The 19,943-nt window shown below is 46.6% G+C and carries 17 protein-coding genes; 7 read left to right on the top strand and 10 right to left on the bottom strand.

Annotated features, from left to right (window positions below; genetic code table 11):
- Positions 1–21 precede the first annotated feature (21 nt).
- Together DW896_RS03945 and DW896_RS03940 are read left to right on the top strand one after the other, a co-directional pair.
- Positions 22–465 carry an N-acetylmuramoyl-L-alanine amidase gene (locus DW896_RS03945; RefSeq protein ID WP_119992896.1) on the top strand — a complete coding sequence of 148 codons (444 nt, stop codon included), beginning with the start codon at positions 22–24 and terminating at the stop codon, positions 463–465.
- Positions 466–572: 107 nt separating this feature from the next.
- Positions 573–1,724, top strand: coding sequence for an AAA family ATPase (locus DW896_RS03940; RefSeq protein ID WP_181980672.1), 1,152 nt, complete (start codon positions 573–575; stop codon positions 1,722–1,724).
- Positions 1,725–1,747: 23 nt separating this feature from the next.
- Here the strand turns inward: DW896_RS03940 and DW896_RS03935 are convergent, their stop codons facing one another.
- Positions 1,748–2,815, bottom strand: a complete 1,068-nt coding sequence (locus DW896_RS03935) for a glycosyltransferase family 2 protein (RefSeq protein ID WP_005827470.1) — start codon at positions 2,813–2,815, stop codon at positions 1,748–1,750.
- A complete protein-coding gene (locus DW896_RS03930; RefSeq protein ID WP_005827468.1) occupies positions 2,800–3,786 on the bottom strand; it encodes a glycosyltransferase in 987 nt (328 codons plus the stop codon). The genes DW896_RS03935 and DW896_RS03930 overlap by 16 nt, the downstream gene beginning before the upstream one ends.
- A gap of 94 nt (positions 3,787–3,880) precedes the next feature.
- Between DW896_RS03930 and DW896_RS03925 the strand changes: the two genes are divergently transcribed.
- Positions 3,881–5,416 (top strand): lipopolysaccharide biosynthesis protein, encoded by a 1,536-nt coding sequence (locus DW896_RS03925; protein WP_005827464.1) that lies wholly within the window; start codon positions 3,881–3,883, stop codon positions 5,414–5,416.
- Here DW896_RS03925 and DW896_RS03920 read toward each other — a convergent pair.
- The 8 genes from DW896_RS03920 to DW896_RS03885 form a co-directional block, all read right to left on the bottom strand.
- Complete coding sequence (locus tag DW896_RS03920; RefSeq protein WP_229031895.1) at positions 5,410–6,186, bottom strand: glycosyltransferase; 777 nt, start codon at positions 6,184–6,186, stop codon at positions 5,410–5,412. The genes DW896_RS03925 and DW896_RS03920 overlap by 7 nt on opposite strands.
- 419 nt (positions 6,187–6,605) lie before the next feature.
- Positions 6,606–7,646 carry a glycosyltransferase gene (locus DW896_RS03915; protein ID WP_005827459.1) on the bottom strand — a complete coding sequence of 347 codons (1,041 nt, stop codon included), beginning with the start codon at positions 7,644–7,646 and terminating at the stop codon, positions 6,606–6,608.
- A gap of 6 nt (positions 7,647–7,652) precedes the next feature.
- Positions 7,653–8,687 carry a glycosyltransferase family 2 protein gene (locus DW896_RS03910; RefSeq protein WP_229031896.1) on the bottom strand — a complete coding sequence of 345 codons (1,035 nt, stop codon included), beginning with the start codon at positions 8,685–8,687 and terminating at the stop codon, positions 7,653–7,655.
- 16 nt (positions 8,688–8,703) lie between these two features.
- Positions 8,704–10,605 carry an asparagine synthase C-terminal domain-containing protein gene (locus DW896_RS03905; RefSeq protein ID WP_009038293.1) on the bottom strand — a complete coding sequence of 634 codons (1,902 nt, stop codon included), beginning with the start codon at positions 10,603–10,605 and terminating at the stop codon, positions 8,704–8,706.
- Positions 10,606–10,642: 37 nt separating this feature from the next.
- Positions 10,643–11,815, bottom strand: coding sequence for a glycosyltransferase family 2 protein (locus DW896_RS03900; protein WP_034529734.1), 1,173 nt, complete (start codon positions 11,813–11,815; stop codon positions 10,643–10,645).
- A 640-nt stretch (positions 11,816–12,455) separates the two neighbouring features.
- Positions 12,456–13,124: a bifunctional 4-hydroxy-2-oxoglutarate aldolase/2-dehydro-3-deoxy-phosphogluconate aldolase gene (locus DW896_RS03895; protein ID WP_009038291.1), complete on the bottom strand. Its 669-nt coding sequence runs from the start codon at positions 13,122–13,124 to the stop codon at positions 12,456–12,458.
- 86 nt (positions 13,125–13,210) lie between these two features.
- On the bottom strand, positions 13,211–13,576 hold the full coding sequence (locus DW896_RS03890) for a four helix bundle protein (RefSeq protein ID WP_009038290.1): 366 nt from the start codon (positions 13,574–13,576) through the stop codon (positions 13,211–13,213).
- Between the two features lie 51 nt (positions 13,577–13,627).
- The gene (locus DW896_RS03885) at positions 13,628–14,653 is read right to left on the bottom strand and encodes a sugar kinase (protein ID WP_008664335.1); all 1,026 of its coding nucleotides are present in this window, start codon (positions 14,651–14,653) and stop codon (positions 13,628–13,630) included.
- A gap of 341 nt (positions 14,654–14,994) precedes the next feature.
- Here DW896_RS03885 and DW896_RS03880 point away from each other — a divergent pair, with 341 nt between their 5' ends.
- From DW896_RS03880 to DW896_RS03865, 4 genes are all read left to right on the top strand, one after another.
- Positions 14,995–16,050 (top strand): LacI family DNA-binding transcriptional regulator, encoded by a 1,056-nt coding sequence (locus tag DW896_RS03880; protein WP_009038289.1) that lies wholly within the window; start codon positions 14,995–14,997, stop codon positions 16,048–16,050.
- A 114-nt stretch (positions 16,051–16,164) separates the two neighbouring features.
- On the top strand, positions 16,165–17,676 hold the full coding sequence (locus DW896_RS03875) for a UxaA family hydrolase (protein WP_009038288.1): 1,512 nt from the start codon (positions 16,165–16,167) through the stop codon (positions 17,674–17,676).
- A gap of 176 nt (positions 17,677–17,852) precedes the next feature.
- On the top strand, positions 17,853–19,163 hold the full coding sequence (locus DW896_RS03870; protein WP_117713713.1) for a Na+/H+ antiporter NhaC family protein: 1,311 nt from the start codon (positions 17,853–17,855) through the stop codon (positions 19,161–19,163).
- 176 nt (positions 19,164–19,339) lie between these two features.
- A complete protein-coding gene (locus tag DW896_RS03865; protein WP_005837359.1) occupies positions 19,340–19,888 on the top strand; it encodes a 30S ribosomal protein S16 in 549 nt (182 codons plus the stop codon).
- Positions 19,889–19,943: the final 55 nt, after the last annotated feature.

Below are 19,943 nucleotides of genomic sequence, written 5' to 3'. Positions count from 1 at the left end.
AAAGGCAAACAGTAGAAAGAAATGAGAAAAATTGATTTGATTGTGATACATTGCAGCGCCACGTGCGAGGACCGTCCCTTTACCGGGCAAGCTCTGGAAGCCGCGCACCGCCGACGTGGATTTGATGGCACGGGCTATCATTTCTACATCCGCCGTGACGGACAAATCCTGACCACACGCCCGGTCGAGAGGGCCGGCGCCCACGCCCACGGCTACAATGCCCACTCTATCGGAATCGCCTACGAAGGCGGATTGGACCACTATGGGAATCCCAAAGACACACGCACGGAATGGCAGCGCCACTCGCTCCGCGTACTGGTCAGCGCTTTGCTGATGGACTATCCGGAAGCAAAAGTGGCGGGACATCGCGACCTCAGCCCCGACCTGGACAACAACGGAGAGGTGGAACCGATGGAATGGACGAAACAATGCCCGTGTTTTGAGGTGAAAAAAGAGAAGTGGTAACCAAGAAAAGGGAGGTGACAAAGCATGACAAAAGCTTTGCCACCTCATTTTTTATTCATACATTTGTTTTGATTAAGCAAAAAGCGCATCAAAAAAAATTCAGCCGTATGAAGTACCCTATTGGAATACAGAGTTTTGAGAAAATCCGTCTTGGTGAGTACACCTATGTAGACAAAACTGCATTGATTCACCAATTGGTCAATACAAGTAACTACTACTTCCTAAGCCGCCCACGGAGATTCGGAAAGAGTCTGCTCATCAGCACACTGGAAGCCTACTTCAACGGACAGCAGGAACTATTCAAGGGACTGGAAATAGAACAGCTTGAAAAAGAATGGACGAAATATCCGGTACTGCATTTGGATTTGAACACAAGCAAATACGATGAAAAGAACAGCCTTATCAATGTATTGAACGATACCCTCTGCCAGTGGGAAAACATCTACGGAACTGTCCCCAGCGAAGTCAACCCCGAACTGCGTTTCAAGGGAATCATCCGCCGCGCCTACGAGCAGACCGGCCAGCGCGTGGTCATCCTCGTGGACGAATACGACAAACCCATGCTCCAAGCCATTGGTGACGAAGAGCTGCAAAATGAATATCGCAACACACTCAAAGCCTTCTACTCCGTAATGAAAACGCAGGACCGGTATATCCGTTTCGGCTTCCTGACGGGAGTGACGAAATTCGGAAAAGTCAGTGTGTTCAGCGACCTGAACAACCTGATAGACCTCTCCATGGACCGACAGTTCCAGACGCTCTGCGGAATGACCGACAAGGAGATACACACCTATTTTGAAGAACCGCTGCACCAGATAGCCGAAAACTACGGTATCACCTACGACGAGGTCTGCCTGCGACTGAAAGAACGGTACGACGGCTACCGCTTCCGCCAGAACGGAACCAATCTGTATAACCCCTTCAGCCTGCTGAATACCTTCCGTTCCCTGGAGTTCGGCAGCTACTGGTTCGAGACCGGCACCCCCACCTACCTTGTGAAACTGCTGAAAGACAACAACTTCTGTCTGCCCGACCTTACGAGTGAAGGAGTGACTGCAGAGACACTGACAGACGTGGAGTCGTTCAAGGATAATCCCATTGCCGTGATTTACCAAAGCGGCTACCTCACGATAAAGGAATATGACGAAGAATTCAACATCTATCGGCTGGGATTCCCCAACAAGGAAGTGGCCGAAGGATTCATCAAATATCTGGTTCCCTACTACATGCCGATAAAGGACAGTGAATCCGTCTATTAATAGATGAACAACAATGCCACTTGCTAAAAATGAAGCCAGCGCTTCACCTTATCCTTCAGATTTATATTGACCATGAAGCCAACCAACCACTTTTTAGCGGCCATAGGCATCATATAGAACAGAAGAAAAGGAAGCAGCTTCATCAAATTTTTATCCAAATGCCAATGTGACGGATAAGAAAAATGGCGGGATAAAAGATTTTCCAGATATTGCCGCTTCTTCTCCGGCGAAATACATGCAGAAGCATATACCCGGTTGGCATGATAAAGGCTCATTTTCATGATGTCCAACATCAGTCCGTTATAGAAAGACTCGCCGGTCAAAGAGTGTATATACCCAGACTTCAACAACTGCGTACCAATATATTGTTCTGTCAAAAACTCTGAATACCCTTGCAGCTCTTTCAAACTGGTGACCGATTGAGGATTATAAGTAAAGAACAGTGTACAATCCGGCAACAAGCGGCAAGAACGGGCCCGCAATATCACTTGATACGTAAACCAAGGGTCATCAATCAGATAATGAGGAATACAACGAACCTCATTTTTGCGCAGAAAATCCGTCCGATAAAGCTTGTTCCAAGTAGCTACAAAGATATTCTGCCCCCGTCCGTAACGATATTTAGCCACTGCATAATCTCCATCAGTAATTAGAGTATCCTCGTACTGGCATCCACCGGGATACACTTTTCCTTCCAAATCACGCCGGACGAAGGATGCCGCCACAAAATCCACTGGATGTTCCTGCATCTTATTATACAGCAATTCAATGCACTCCGGTATAAGCACATCGTCGCAATCCATTGTAAACAGATATTCCCCCGTCGCCTTCTCGACAATGGTATTACGTGCCGCCCCCGTACCCTGATTGACCACTTGGTCGATAATACGGACAGCACTTCCGCGTGGATGTTCCCCGGCTACCCTGCGAACTATATCCATACTATCCCCTTTATCATCGACAAAAATAAATTCAATGTTCGGATACGTTTGGTTAAGGGCAGACAATAATGTACGCTCTATAAGACCCGCAGCATTATAAATAGGTATGCCCAGCGTTATAAGCGGAAGAGTATTCATCTTTTTATCCATCGTTTCATTGTACGTAAAAAACGTTGCACATCCAGTATCAACAGAGGGGAAAGCGAAGCCAGACATAAGACAGCATAATCAATGGACAACCGGAAAGGCAATCGCTCTAACGCCGACCTTAGAGCCAATCTCTCCCGGCCAATGAACTCGCCTTTCTCTTTTCTATTATCACAAGCTGTATCCAGCCAAATGTGTACCCGTCGTATATCGTGTACACAAACCCTCATCCAGAAATCAGGGGCCGGATGTTCTTTCACATAGTCACTGTGGTTTTCGAGCCCTTCCAATAAAGACTCTATAATTCTTTTCTGATTATCAACATGATGAGACACCGACTGACTACGCATCCGATAATAATAAGCATCGACCGGAAGTGAACAGACAGCATTGGCATGATAAAAACAAAGAGGATTCAGCACACAATCCTCTGCCTTATTCCCTGGAATATAACGCAAACGGTGCTTTATCAGCAGGTCACGGAGTATCAAGCGATTGGTCAGTACCGGATTGTAATAGAAATCCTGATAGAGCTCTATCCCCGTCTTTATCGGTGATTCAGGTACGTCAAATCCGACAAAACGCCTGCATTTGCCGTCTTCAAAAGCCACATTATTGAATATCAGCATGTCCAAATGGCTTTCGCGGGTCTTCTCATAAAAACGAGACAACAAGCCGGGAGCAATGAAATCATCGCTGTCAACAAACCAGATGTATTTGCCGACCGCCTTTTCAATGGCTTCATTCCGAGTTTCAGCCGCTCCGGAATTAAGATGGGTAAAAACACGGATATTAGCATAATCAGCCCCATATTTCTGTGCTATCCGCAGACTTCCGTCAGTAGACCCGTCATCATAGAGTATTATCTCATATAGCTCTGACGGAACATCCTGATTCAACAAGCTATCTACACATTCAGACAGATAATCTTCCACATTGTATACCGGAACAATAAAACTCAGCCATTTCTCCATAAATTCATTATTCAACCATTTACCTACAAAAATACACAAAAAAAGGGAGCATACTATTTTTTTGTGTACTTTTGCTGGTAATAACAAAAAACTTATGCCTCAGGAGTCACGCCTTAAAAAATCATTGCTCAATGCGCGGGTTAATCTCATTTTTTATTTCCTGAGTTTAGCCCTATCATTTTTTTCCAGAAAAATCTTTCTGGATGCATTGGGCGCAGACTTTATGGGGCTGATAGGTACACTGAACAATCTCTTGGGTTTTCTGAACCTTGCAGAATTGGGTATCAGCACAGCCATCGGCTACGTTCTGTATAAACCCCTCTTTGAACACGATGAAAAGAAAATCAATGAAATAATTTCCGTTTTCGGTTTCATCTACCGCCGTATCGGTTTTATCATTCTAAGTGCAGGATGTGCCTTGGCATGCTTCCTGCCCTTGATATTCCCCAATAATGTCTTTGATTTAGGCGTCATCTATTTTGCATTTTTCTCGTATCTGACCACTTCACTAATAGGATATTTTGCCAATTACAAGCAAACCCTTTTGGGAGCAGACCAGAAGAACTATGTAGTGACAGCCTATTTTCAAAGTGCCGTACTGATAAAGACTTGTCTGCAAATGGGATTAGTCTATTATACGGGCAACTATTACCTATGGATTAGCCTGGAACTTCTGCTGGGCATTGTCTATTCCATTATCCTGAACTGGAAAGTCAACCAGGTATACCCTTGGCTGAAAAGCGAAGTGAAACAAGGAAAGCTGCTTTTCAAGAAATATCCGGAAGTAACCCGGTATACCAAACAGCTCTTTGTCCATAAACTGGGCAGTTTCGTACAGTTCCAAACCACTCCCTTCCTGGTATATGCCTTCGTCTCACTCAAAACTGTGGCTTACTATGGGAACTATACGCTCATTATTGATAAGATAAGTATATTTATCAGCAACCTATTAGGGAGTACCAATGCAGGAGTAGGTAACCTGATAGCCGAAGGTGATTCCAAACGTATCCAGCAAGTATTCTGGGAGTTGATGGGTATCCGTTTCTTGATAGCCGGAACCATTTCATTTGCCCTGATTCGACTGACCGGCGCTTTTATTTCATTATGGCTGGGAAGTGAATACGTATTGCCCCAACATATTCTGTATCTGATTATCATCAACTCGTTCATCAGCTACACCCGAGGTGCCATAGACCAATTTACCTATGGGTATGGTTTATTTCAAGATACTTGGGCTCCCATTGCGGAAGTAATCATCAACCTGACTGTTGCCATCATTGCCGGACATTTTTGGGGACTGCCGGGAATTTTGATGGGCAACATAACCAGCCTATTTCTCATCATAGTCATTTGGAAACCTTACTTTCTTTATTCGCAAGGATTCAAAATACCCGTTCTTCACTATTGGATGGGCTACATCAAGCATCTGCTGATTATACTGCTGCCGGGAATAGTATGCTACCATCTCTATCCAAGCAATGACTTTACACCGGAAAGCTCTTTTACACATTGGATTCTCTATGGAATGATTCTGATTTCCACTTATGGGATATTGACCTGCTCGTTGCTCTATCTTTTCACTCCGGGCATACGTGCATTCGCTCACCGGATACTGAAAAGGCATCATTGACGAGCTGTTGATTTCAGTCGGTCAAAGGCATTTTCCCACTCGTCCGCCACATTCTGTATGTCAAAGCGCCTCACATACTGCACACAATTTTTTGACATCTCCCTGCGCAGTTCTTCATCTTTCATCAATGAGCCCAACTTCCGGGCAAACTCCTTATGCGAGAACGGAGGAACCAACAATCCGTTCTTCCCATCATCAATAATATCTGTGATAGCTGCATACGAATTGAACGCCACCGGAACCGCCCCGAATGTCATGGCTTCGGTCAATACCATTCCCCACCCTTCAAAGTCACTCGTCAGACATAGGATGCTTGCATCCCGGTAAAATGGTTCAGGGTCTTGCCAACCGGTGAAAACAACCCGTTCCATCTTTAAGGCTTTCTGTTCCAATGTCTGCCTTATCGGCCCGTCTCCCACAATGACCAACTCCCAATCGGGAAATTTTTTATATATACGCTTCCAGATATCAATCAGCCGTCCTACACGCTTCTGGCGCCACTCTATCCGGCCTACATACAATATCTGCTTCTTCTTGAGAAAATCTGTATTTTCTTGAGCAGGATATGTATTCGGATTGGGGATGGCAATCACCCGGCTCAAATCTTTTGAATATATCTGCCACAAATCAGGAAGAAATTTCAAGGAAAGTAAACATAATGCATCTGTATATCGAAAAATGCCTCCATAATCTGATTGTAATGTACGCTTGTAATCATACTTAAGCATGGGAATTTTGAGGATACGGGCCACCTTTCTGATTTTTCCCATGATTGTGTTTTTTCCTGATACCCACATTACGAACTCTCCCAAATGATGATATATGCCAAGAGGATTATAATGTATCACGGAAATAATATACACGTCCCGCAAGGTTTTAGAGAAGGAATATAATGTATAATAAGTCTGCGGGTCCTGGTCTATGACCATATCAATACGGTGCTCTTGCAGGAAACTACGGAAAAACAACCCGTTCTTTTCTACTTCCCGAACCTGATATGGGAAAAAATAAGAGGATGCAGGATATGCATAATCCATGCGGCTTTCATCCCGCACACTATGTAAACAAAGAACATGGTGTCCCCGTCTTATGAATTCACGGCACAAAAGGTCACTTACTCTTTCAATCCCTCCCCGTTGGGGATGGAACATGACAGGATGTATAAACAAGATATTCATAATGCCCTCCGTTATTTCGCTCCAAACATTTTCTTGAATTTTATACCTGACAAGAAACGCATCCACCCATCAAAAGCCGATGCCCCCACCCTGCAAAGCAAGAATTTGCCCAACACATCCGCTTTATACTGTGGAAGAAAAAATCGTCTTATCCATTCTTTGTCTGATAAAAGGACTTGATGTAAAAAAGACAACCGTTCCTGCCGGGTATACTTATGCTCTGGTTTATAGATGGCCAAAATCACTTTATGGAAAAAGACAGTCAATGAATTCCATGTTCTATCCAGTGAGCTATCCTCCAAATTAAATTTCTTTTGATACACATAGACCCTTTCCAAAAAATTGGAGAATGCTGCATATTCTGCCGGAAAGCTGTTTATACGCACAGACAACACATCTACAGAATACCCTACTCTATAAACGTAATTATTGTAATCACGAATAACCATAAAATCCGCATACATCAGGTAGTCCAACATAAACAGCATATCTTCCAGTCCGGAAACAAAAGGAACAAAGCCCACCCGGTATTGCTTGATAATCCGATGGTCGTATAGCTTGCTGCCTGCGTACGCAACACGCTTGTCTATCAAGTCTGTCAATATAAGATACATCTGTTCCGAAGCTATATCTTGTTCGGGAACGTGAAACGTTTGAAAGTCCCCATTTGGCAGATACGCATCAAGAGAACCGACTATTACTCCCTCCTTCGTTTTATCGGCAGGCAATGCACCGTACAGCCTTTCAAGATAACAAGGCTTTACATAATCATCTGAATCAATAAAGGTTACATATCTTCCACGAGCATTCATCAAACCAGTATTCCGGGCACAGCTCAATCCTGCATTAGCCTGATGGAACACCCGTATCCTCGTATCCTTCCCGGCATACTCTTCACAAATCTCCCCACAACGGTCAGGGCTCCCGTCATCTACCAGCAACAGCTCAAAATCCGTAAAGGTCTGTGCAAGAATACTGTCAATGCACTGGGGCAAGTACTCTTCTACCTTATAAACGGGTACTATAACGGATATTTCCGGAAGATTATTCATATTCGCTCATTTTGCATGAAACACTGCCTTCATTTTTATAGACAACACCAACAAATAGTAGGCTGACTTTACAAAAGCCTTAAAATACAGATAGCCGGCATACGTAGGAAGCACATAATGGATGTTCTGCAGCATCAGCTTCCATTCGGGACGCAGGCCCGTCATCTCCAACAAAGACGCATACTTTTTGTTCCTGAATACCAAATAACTCTGATAATGAAAGGATGTGTCTTTCGTGAAATACAGAATACGGTCAAAATATTTCGCCTTCAGACTCTCAAAGTATATATATATCAGCCGGTTATCCTGCAAACACCGGGAAGACCGGATAAAGTCGTAGATATAACCAAGCACCAGCACACGACATTCCAAATTACGCATAGACGGCGCTCGCATGATGGAATCTGGCTGCATGGAATAATAGTAAGTGGTCTCATTGACGACATACATACTTTGAGACATACATGCCAACTTAAATGACCATAAATCATCCTCGTGTACAATGCCCTCCTGGAAGTAGAGTTTATGCTGCAAAACGAGGGGACGACTCACCAGCTTGTTCCATGCCATGACATACCATTTTCCCTGCACATAAGTGGAAAGTACAAGAGCATTCCCTTCATAAAACCCGGTGCCTAATGATAAAGGAGGAGCCCAACGTCTGGCGCCGGTCACCTCGTAATTGCCTATCACAAAATCCGGTCGCTTCTGCACCGCTGCATCCGCCAAAAGCTCTATTGCATTCGCTGAAATATAGTCGTCGCTATCCAAGAAGTACAGATAATCGCCAACAGACGCTGAAATACCGGTGTTTCTTGCAGCAGAAAGCCCTCTGTTCTCTTCATGTTCCAGACATCTCACCACCGTTCCGCGCGGATGCGAAGCCACCACCCGTCTGGCTATCTCCATAGAGTTGTCCGGAGTGCAGTCATTCACAAGAATGACTTCCAAATCCTGCCAAGTCTGGTCCAACACGGACAACAAACACCGTTCTATGTACTTGGCAACATTATAAACCGGAACAATAATGGAAACTTTCATGCTTTCAATCATATTTTCAGAATTTCACCTCATGGCCTTCCACAAACTCTTCCCACCACACAACAAGCGTCAACAGATTGAAATATTGCAAAGCCTTGTTCTGCCTATGCCAGAACCAACCACCCTCCTTCTCTGCAACTTGTTCATAATCTGTAAGAAACTTCTCCACTGCATCACGACGCAGATAGTTGTCCATAATGCCGGAAGCAAGAATAAATTCCTTAAAGAAAGCACGTCGGGCCCTATCACGGAAGAACAGTGGCATAGGTGCAAAACCGCCCTGCTTCTTCTTCAAGGTAATGGCCTCGGGAAGTAAAGGTTTATAATGGCGCTTTAACAGATATTTAGAAACGGAACGGCCCCGCGCAATGTCCAGTACACTGTTGCCCCTGCACTTCAACCCTACCGGCAGCTCCTGCAGGAAATGGAAAAGCTCCAGGTCCATAAAAGGATACGTCAGATTGTTACCGAACATGCGTGCCATGCTGGAAGCCTTGAAAAGAATGATACGGTTGATTACAGTCTCCAAATCGGAAAGAATGGCATGCTGCGCGTAAAGATGTTCGAAACTATGGATATCGGGCCGTAGTGATTTTACCGGCTCAAAATCTTCTTTCGGATTTTGCAGAAGGGCACACAAGGCAGAATCGGAGAAGCCGAAACGCTCCCCTTCCAGAATATGAAGTATCTTATCCAAATGGAAATTGATGCGGGAAAGCTTTCCACCGGTATCAAAGGTTTCATGCTCCAGCAGACGGCTGATGCCACGTAGCAAGGGACGCAATCCTATGCGGGCGGATAGATAATGCAACGCCACTTCGCGACCGGAAGTACCGAAATACTGGTCACTGCCGTCACCTCCCAGAATCACGTCGGGCTTGTCATCGCCTATCATGCGCATGGCACAATAGTTTACCATCAGCCCGCCTTCCATAAAAGGCTCACCCAGAAAACGGACAATGTCGGGCAAGGCACTGGTTTCCGTACCGTCAATCTCGTACTCGTGGTGGCGGGTACCAAAGGTTTCAGACATCAGACGGGCCATGGGCAGCTCCGTCCAGGCATCTCCTTTAAAGCCCACGGAATAGGAGTCAATCTGGCCGTCGTAAATGCTGCGCAGCGCAGCAAGGTTTGAACCGGAATCATAGCCGCCACTCAGCAGGATACCTACCCTGCGGCTATGGCCGATACGCCGGCGGATGGCTTGCGCATGCAATTCTCCATAACGGCGGGAGTAGGTTTCTACATCCGGATTCCGTTCAGTCGCCACCTTGGGTTCATGCTCAAAAACGCTGTCGCGCTTCAGACAATAAATGTCATCTGCCACCTTTTCATATAAGCTGGGATTTCTTTCCTTCAGCGAATCAAACATGGAATGTACTTTCGCTTGTGTCTCTAACTTTACAGAAGCCCAAACCGGCATCAGATAACCAAGCTCTGTCAACATGTAGAACTTTTCGCCGGCACCTAAAGAATGAACATCGAATAGGGCGAAATTATTCTTCTTCAAAATGCCACGCTGAAGGAATGTACTCAATGAAACCAGATTAGGCTCGAAATTTTCTTCCAGTTGGTCCTCTAAAAATTGCCAGGAAGTGGCAAAATTACCATCAATGTGACAATAGACGGGATAATGCGTGCCATGATGGTCGCGCACCACTCCGCATTCATTTTCTGAATAATATACTATGGTGAACGAACCGTCCAGGCGTGAAAAGCCATATGCCGGATCGGATAGAAACGCATCAGCAGCAAGCTTGGCATTGGTATCATCCGGAGTTGCCTGCAAGGTGTCCCGATTATACAAAGTTCCGAAAAAGAAAAGTCTCAGATTATAACTTTCAAAAGAAGATTCCGGCTCTTCTCCCTCTACACAGACTGTACGCCAATCTTCTAAAGTGATTTTTCCGTATATCATTTGTTTGCTTATAGACTTGTTTATTGTGTATCCCTTTCTATTTTTCCGCCACCCCATGCCTGGTATGTATAAAGGTCTTGTTTGCTCCCCTCAGCTTGAAGATGTTTCCTGCCATCAGCAGGAATGTATAGGGTATCTTTTGCAGGGCCATTGCCAGGCGGCTGGTGCAGAACCTTTTGGGAACGGCAACGAGCAGTGCGACAGCGAGCAACACCAAGAGCAGCCACCACTTCAGCCCCCATGTCCAGCGATAAACCGTAAACAACACGGAGAAGAGGAACGTGAAGCCCATCAACAGCAGGCGGGGAATGGAAAGCTGCTGGAAAAGCTTGTCGCAGAAGTCCCAGTTACGCGCAACAAGCGCCTTCCACAGAAACTTGGCGAAAGTCTGGCAGTAGTGCCATTGTGCCGACAGCCAGCGGCGGCGCTGACGGGAGAAATCGCCGGTGTTCTGTATCTTCTCATCGAACACAAAGGTTTCGGGCAGATAATAAAAACGCTTGCCGCGATAGAGCAGGGTCAGCTCCAATTCACGGTCGAAACCGCCCACAGCCTTGATGTCAGCCATCGTATCACGAAACAAGTCATAACGGAACGCCATACCGGAACCGATAAGGGCAGCCGACAAGCCCAGCTTGGCATGCCCCAGACGGAAAATGGTATTGTTGATTTCCTCACTGATGGCATCGAGCAGGGCCATGTCATTGTTCAGGTTCTTGGCACTCCGGTGGGTCTGCACAATCTCGACTTCCGGATTGGCGAAGAGGTCGTTAATATCACTCAGATAATCGTAAGGGATGACATTGTCCGCATCGAGCACCAAAGCGATGTCATAGTCATTGCCGATGGCAGCCATGGCGGCATTCAGAGATTTGGACTTGGTGCTTTTCTCAAAATGCACTTCAACCAGGCGGACAGGAAGCACAGCGAGGGAAGCGTTGGTTTCGGGCTGCATACGGTCCGAAATGACAACCGTATCAAAACAGTCGGCGGGATAATCCTGCTCCAGACATGAATGGACGCACTCGTGTATCACGGCATCTTCGCGGTAGGCAGGAATCAGTATGGCAAAACGCTTGTGTTCCTTGGCTGGAGGGGGCAGAGGCAGGTCACGCCGGCGTGACGCCAGACTGTAAACCAATAGATACAGTATGTTTATTGCAAACCATATGTATAAAAGCCAATCGAATATATTCAATATATGTTCCAAATTCAGAGCTATTTAAGCTTTAGAGTTGCTGCTTGTTTTTAATGGGTATCCGACACAAAGATACAAAAAAGAAGTAGAGTCCGGACAAAATATACAAAAAATGCGAAGAATATAGGAATAAAAAAACGAGCAAGCTCTCACGAACCCCTCGCCCCTGTAAGAAAAGCCTTAAAGGCTTTTCTTTTAAACTGCGTCAATGTTACCTAAAAATCAATCTTTCTCTTTACCTGAAAAATAAAACTTCAATTACCTATTCTGAAAACTTCAAAATCCAATTTTTACCTTTACCTAATTTACCTATTTATTCAAAACATTTAGCTTATGAAAAAAATCTATTTTCAATCCTTTTACCTAACAACTAATATCCTTTATTGAAAACTGTTTTTATTATTTATCAAATCCAAATGCAGTTTCCCAACTGCACTGCAAAGGTAAGTGTTTTCTCCGCGCACGCAAAATACCGGCACATTTTTCGCATGTTTTATAACATTGTTTTAGAGTTTAAGGGTGTAGTTTACACTTATAAACAGTTTGTTGTTCATCGGGAGTATACTTTCCAGTAAAAAACAAGCCACCGAAGCGCCGAAACGCTTCGATAGCTGTCCCCTTTAAACACCTTTAAACAAAATGAATTTCTTATTTATTTTCTTGCTTCGGCAATATACCCCAAAGCTTCTTTACATTTTTCTGTAACGTAAGTCCAGTCTTCGGCAGCGACCTTATCCTTCGGGAAGAGTTTGGAACCCATACCTACGCAGAACACACCCGCCTTAATCCAGGAGGTCAGGTTTTCCTGAGTCGGCTCCACCCCACCGGTCACCATCAGCTTGGACCAGGGCATCGGAGCCAGCAGACCTTTCACGAGTTTGGCACCAAGCACGTCGCCCGGGAATATCTTGCAGAGGTCGCACCCTACTTCTTGCGCGAAGCCCACTTCTGAAACGCTTCCGCATCCCGGAGTATAGGCTACCAGGCGACGGTTACAAATCTTAGCAATCTCCGGGTTGAACAACGGGCCTACAACGAAACATGCACCCAACTGCAAATACAGCGCCGCAGTAGCAGGGTCAACGATGGAACCTACACCCATAGCCATCTCCGGGCACTCTTTTGCCGCAAATTTCACCACTTCGGCAAACACCTCGTGGGCAAAGTCACCACGGTTCGTGAACTCGAACGCACGAACACCTCCATCGTAACAAGCCTTTACAACTTTCTTTGCAACTTCTGCATCCTTATGATAAAAGACGGGCACCATGCCGGTAGAACCAATCTTATTCAATACTGCGATTTTATCAAATTTACTCATCTTTTTATTTACGATTTGACGATTTACGATTTACGATTAATATTACTTTACTTTATATCTATTCTTTTTATTTACGATTTGACGATTCAAACTTCCTTTGCTAACCGATTTCTTGTAGTGACAATAGAACTCACTATTATTTTATACAATTCATGCGCCTCTTGTTGCAACCCAAGCAGTTTATTAGCAGGAATCATCTCACTTTCAGCAATAATTTCCAACCAGTGTATAGTTTCATCCAGTTCTTCCTCTACCATTTTCAGTTTATTCAGAAAATCCTTATCAGACTTTTCCAAACAAGCTGCCCTATAATTGGCAGCAGGTGAAGTCCCTGAACGCACTATTTGTTTAGCTATAGCCATTGACGAAATCCGATTAGGCATACAATCTACCATCTTGATTATTCTCAAAGAGAACACCTTCAATCGTATTTTCAATTCCTCCGAGTTCACTGTAGAAGTAATTTCAATCGTACATCGTAAATCGTCAAATCGTAAATGAGCTTAGCGTTGTACTCGTCCGCTTGCATCCCCTCCTGCCAGCGCTTCTACCTCTTCTGTGGAAACAAGGTTGAAGTCACCGTTGATAGTGTGCTTCAAGGCGGAAGCGGCTACTGCAAATTCGAGGGCGGCACCCTGGTTGGGTTTTGTCAGCAGGCCGTGAATGATACCACCTGAGAAAGAGTCGCCGCCACCTACGCGGTCGATGATAGGATTGATGTCGTAACGCTTTGACTCGTAGAATTCCTCGCCGTTGTAAATCATTGCTTTCCAGCCGTTGTGGGTAGCGGAGAAAGACTCGCGCAACGTAGAGATTACGTATTTGAAGCCGAATTCCTTCGCCATCGCCTTGAAGATTCCCTTGTAGCCTTCAGCGTCCGTCTTGCCGCCTTCCACGTCTGCATCGGGCTTGAAGCCCAGGCAGAGTTCAGCATCCTCTTCATTGCCGATACAGACATCCACATACTGCATCAAAGGCTTCATGATGGACTGGGCTTTTTCTTTGGTCCAGAGTTTTTTACGGAAATTGAGGTCTACCGACACCGTAACGCCGTGACGTTTGGCAGCCTCGCAAGCCAGGCGGGTCAACTCGGCGGCCTTGTCGGAGATGGCGGGAGTGATACCTGACCAGTGGAACCAGTCTGCACCTTCCATGATGGCATCGAAATCAAAGTCTGCCGCATCTGCCTCGGCAATGGCAGAGTGTGCACGGTCATAGATTACCTTACTGGGACGCATGGAAGCACCGGTCTCAAGATAGTAGATACCTACACGGTCACCACCACGCGCAATGAAATCTGTTTTTACGCCATACTTGCGCAATACGTTGACAGCCGACTGGCCTATTTCATGTTTCGGCAACTTGGTTACAAAATAAGCATCATGTCCGTAGTTGGCACAGCTGACAGCCACGTTGGCCTCGCCGCCGCCATATACCACATCAAAAGAGTCGGACTGCACAAAACGGGTGTTTCCCGGAGTAGACAGCCTCAGCATGATTTCACCTAATGTAACTACTTTCTTTCCCATAATCTTTCTATGTTTTATTTTAATATGAAATTAATTTGTTTCCTTTCAATTTATCATTTCGAGGTATAAACAGAACCTAAACACCTGAAACTATGGAGAGTAAATCAAAATAATATTCGTTCTTCATAGTCTTCGTGTACGGGCACAAAGATACAACAATTTTTGAAATACAAAAAATTATCATATATTTGTATCGAAAATATTAAGATTATAATTGTGTGCGAGCACAAGAAGATGTACGATGGGACGATTTACGATTAGACGATTGAGATTACATTGTAGAATCGTAGCCAAAGCAACATCAATCGTACATCGTAAATCGTTAAATCGTAAATATACAGATGGAAAGAGTCAGAATAAAGGATATCGCCAAGATGGCCGATGTATCCGTGGGAACCGTCGACCGTGTGATTCACGGGCGTAGCGGTGTGTCCGAGTCCAGCCGGAAGCGGGTGGAAGAAATCCTGAAACAACTGGATTACCAGCCCAATATGTATGCCAGCGCACTGGCTTCGAACAAGAAGTACGCATTTGCCTGCCTGCTGCCACTGCACGAGAAAGGTGAATACTGGACAGACGTGGAGACGGGCATACACAACGCCGTAGAGACTTACTCTGACTTCAACGTGGCCGTGCACCTCTCCTACTATGACCCGTATGACTATCATTCATTCGCGGAAGCCTCCGGACAGATTCTGGCACTGGAGCCGGACGGAGTGATGTTTGCCCCCACCGTTCCGCAATACACCAAGCCCTTCACGGATGAGCTGACGCAACATAATATACCTTATATATATATAGACTCCAACATAAAGGAAGAGCCCGCCCTCTCCTTCTACGGGCAGAACTCGCACCAGAGCGGATATTTTGCCGCCCGCATGCTGATGCTGCTTGCCGGAGAAAACGCGCAGGAAATCGTCATCTTCCGCAAGATAAATGAAGGCATCGTGGGGTCGAACCAGCAGGAACGCCGCGAAATAGGTTTCCGCGAATACATGCAGGAGCATCATCCCGCCTGCCGCATCTGGGAACTGGACCTGCATGCCAAGCGCGACAGCGAAGACACACTGATGCTGGACGAGTTCTTCCAAGAGCATCCTACCGTAAAGAACGGAATCACCTTCAACTCCAAAGCATACATCATCGGGGAATACCTGCTGAAGAAGCAGAAAAAAGACTTCAACCTGATGGGCTATGACTTGCTGCAACGCAACGTAGACTGCCTGAAACAAGGAAGCATCTTCTTCCTCATAGCACAGCAGCCCACCCTGCAAGGATTCGACGGCATCAAGGCCTTGTGCGAATACCTGATTCTGAAGAAGGAAATCACAAGGGAAAACTTCATGCCGATTGACTTGCTGACGAAGGAGAATATAGAGTTTTATTACAATAAATAGTTGCATGTACAATGTACCATCTACAATGTACAATTCGACCATGCGGAAGGGGACTAATACTAGCGCAGCGCAGCCAAATTGTACATTGTAGATGGTAAATGGAAAATTTAAAAGATGGAGGCAAAGTACCTGAAAATCAACCCTGCCGACAATGTTGCAGTGGCTATCACAGCACTCCCGGCCGGTGAAAAACTCACGGTGGACGGAAAGGGAATCACCCTGAACGAGGATGTTCCTGCCGGACACAAATTTGCACTGAAAGATTTTGCGGAAGGCGAAAACGTCATTAAATACGGATATCCCATCGGCCACGCCCGGAAAGCGCAGAAGCAGGGGGATTGGATGAATGAAAACAATATCAAGACCAACTTGTCCGGGTTGCTGGAATACACTTACAACCCCGTCAACGTAGACCTCAATACTACAACCCTAAACCTCAATACCGGCGCGCCAAACCTAACCTTTAGAGGGTACAAACGTAAGAACGGCGACGTAGGTGTGCGCAACGAGATATGGATTATTCCGACAGTGGGCTGCGTGAACGGAATCATCAACCAGCTTGCCGAAGGCCTGCGCCGCGAAACGGGCGGAAAGGGCGTGGATGCCATCATGGCTTATCCCCATAACTACGGCTGCTCCCAGTTGGGCGACGACCACGAGAATACAAAGAAAATCCTCCGCGACATGGTGCTGCATCCCAATGCGGGAGCCGTACTCGTGGTAGGCTTGGGGTGCGAGAATAATCAGCCGGATGTATTCCGCGAGTTCCTGGGAGACTATGACCAGGAGCGCGTAAAGTTTATGGTGACCCAGAAAGTGGGTGATGAATACGAAGAAGGAATGGAACTGCTGCGCGAACTTTATGCCAAAGCCATCCAGGACCAGCGCGAGGATATTCCCTTAAGCGAACTGCGCGTAGGCCTGAAGTGTGGCGGTTCGGACGGTTTCTCCGGTATCACCGCCAATCCGCTACTGGGCATGTTCTCCGACTTCCTCGTAGCACAAGGCGGCACCAGCGTACTGACGGAAGTGCCGGAAATGTTCGGCGCAGAAACCATCCTGATGAACCGCTGCCGCACCAAAGAGCTGTTTGAGGACACGGTGAAGCTGATTAATGACTTCAAGGAATATTTCCTCTCACACGGTGAACCGGTAGGTGAAAACCCGTCTCCGGGAAATAAGGCGGGTGGCATCTCTACATTGGAGGACAAGGCCTTGGGATGCACACAGAAATGCGGCACAAGCTACGTGGAAGGGGTACTTCCATATGGCGAACGCCTGAAAGTAAAGGGACTGAACCTGCTGTCTGCTCCGGGAAACGACCTTGTAGCCGCCACTGCCCTTGCCTCTTGCGGATGCCACATGGTGCTGTTCACCACAGGACGCGGAACCCCCTTCGGAACCTATGTGCCGACCATGAAGATTTCCACCAACTCCACTTTGGCAAAGAACAAGCCGGGCTGGATAGACTTCAACGCCGGAGTTATCGTCGAGAACGAACCGATGAAGAAAACCTGCGAACGCTTCATCGAATATATCATCAAAGTAGCAAGCGGTGAATTCGTGAACAACGAAAAGAAAGGCTACAAGGAAATAGCCATCTTCAAGACCGGAGTAACTTTGTAAATTGAAAATTAAGGGCTGATAGATGGAGGGCGGGACAAAACCATTTTGTGCCGCCCTTTGTTTTTGTTACCTTTGCGGCGAAATTGATTTCACCACAGATAACACCGATTAACATGGAATTGATTGAAAGATAGAAATCTGTGGTGAAACATTAATCTCAACCAAACAATACAACTATGTCAGCAACAACCGATACAACCCCTAAAACCAAAGGCGGCTGGTGGGCACTCAGCCCGTTGGCGGTGTTCCTTTGCCTCTATCTGGTGACCTCGCTCCTGGTGAACGACTTCTATAAAGTCCCCATCACGGTAGCCTTCCTCGCCTCGTCCTGCTATGCCATCGCCATCACGCGCGGCCTGAATCTGGAACAGCGTATCTACCAGTTTTCCGTGGGCGCCAGTAACAAGAACATCATGCTGATGGTATGGATATTCATCCTTGCAGGAGCATTCGCCCAAAGCGCCAAGCAGATGGGCGCCATTGATGCAACCGTAAATCTGACCCTGCATATACTGCCGGACAACCTGCTACTGGCGGGCATCTTCATTGCCGCCTGCTTCATCTCCCTCTCGATAGGAACAAGCGTAGGAACTATCGTCGCACTGACTCCCGTAGCCGTGGGACTGGCGGAAAAGACGGGCATCGACCTGCCCTACATGGTCGCCATCGTGGTGGGAGGCTCGTTCTTCGGAGACAATCTTTCCTTCATATCCGACACCACCATTGCATCGACCAAGACGCAGGACTGCGTGATGAGGGACAAGTTCCGCGTCAACTTCATGATTGTAGTCCCCGCAGCTCTTGTCGTGCTGGGTCTCTACATCTTTCAAGGACTGTCCGTCTCCGCCCCGCCCCAAGTGCAGACCATCGAGTGGATAAAGGTAATCCCCTACCTCATCGTGCTGGGCACGGCCGTAGCAGGTGTCAACGTCATGCTGGTACTGCTGCTGGGCATCCTCTCTACTGGAATTATCGGTATCTATACCGGTACCGCCTTCTTCGACTGGTTCGGAGCCATGGGAACGGGCATCACCGGCATGGGCGAGCTCATCATCATCACCCTGCTGGCCGGAGGCATGCTCGAGACCATCCGCTACAACGGCGGCATCGACTTCATCATCTCCCGGCTGACCCGCCACGTCAGCGGCAAGCGGGGAGCCGAATTCAGCATCGCTGCCCTGGTCAGCATCGCCAATCTCTGTACCGCCAACAACACCATTGCCATCATCACCACCGGCCCCATAGCCAAGGACATCGCCCTCCGCTTCCACCTGGACCGCCGGAAAACAGCCAGCATACTGGACACCTTCTCATGCCTCGTGCAAGGAATCATCCCCTACGGAGCGCAAATGCTGATAGCCTCCGGACTTGCCGGCATTTCACCCATCAGCATCATCGGAAACCTGTATTACCCCTTCTGCATGGGAACATGCGCCATACTCGCCATTCTGCTGAGATACCCCAGGAAATACTCGGGAGAAGGATGAGTGACAAGTGATGAGTTATGGGTGACGTTGTGTGAACATTTAAAAAAAAACACCCCTCGTGCCAACAAATAACTCATAACTCATAACTCAAAACTCAAAATCTTTTCTTACCTTTGCACTCGCTATTACGAGATAGTAGCATAATTCAAATCATTAACTAAAAACATTTTAATTAAATGGCAACAAAAATCAGATTGCAAAGACATGGACGTAAAAGCTACGCTTTCTACTCTATCGTTATTGCAGACGTAAGAGCACCACGTGATGGTAAATTTATTGAGAAGATTGGTACTTACAATCCTAACACCAATCCTGCCACAGTAGATTTGAAGTTCGACCGCGCACTTGACTGGGTGTTGAAGGGTGCACAACCTACTGACACAGTTCGTAACATCCTCTCTCGCGAAGGTGTTTACATGAAGAAGCACTTGCTGGGCGGTGTAGCGAAAGGCGCATTCGGCGAAGCTGAAGCTGATGCTAAGTTCGAAGCCTGGAAGAACAACAAACAAAGCGGTTTGGCTGCTCTGAAGGCTAAGGAAGACGAAGCTAAGAAAGCTGAAGCAAAAGCACGTCTGGAAGCTGAAAAGAAGATAAACGAAGAAAAAGCAAAAGCACTGGCTGAAAAGAAAGCTGCTGAAGCTGCTGCAAAAGCCGCTGCCGAAGCACCGGCCGAAGAGGCCCCTGCCGAAGAAGCCCCTGCTGCTGAAGAAGCTGCTGCCGAATAATAGTAAGCACAGCGTTATCGCTAAAAATGGGATTAAAACTATAAAAATCCTCTCC

This window comes from Bacteroides sp. AM41-16 (assembly GCF_003603495.1).
GTDB classification, from domain to species: domain Bacteria; phylum Bacteroidota; class Bacteroidia; order Bacteroidales; family Bacteroidaceae; genus Bacteroides; species Bacteroides uniformis.
The sequence above is the reverse complement of the archived record's forward strand: the minus strand, read 5'-3'. Positions and strand labels throughout refer to the sequence as shown.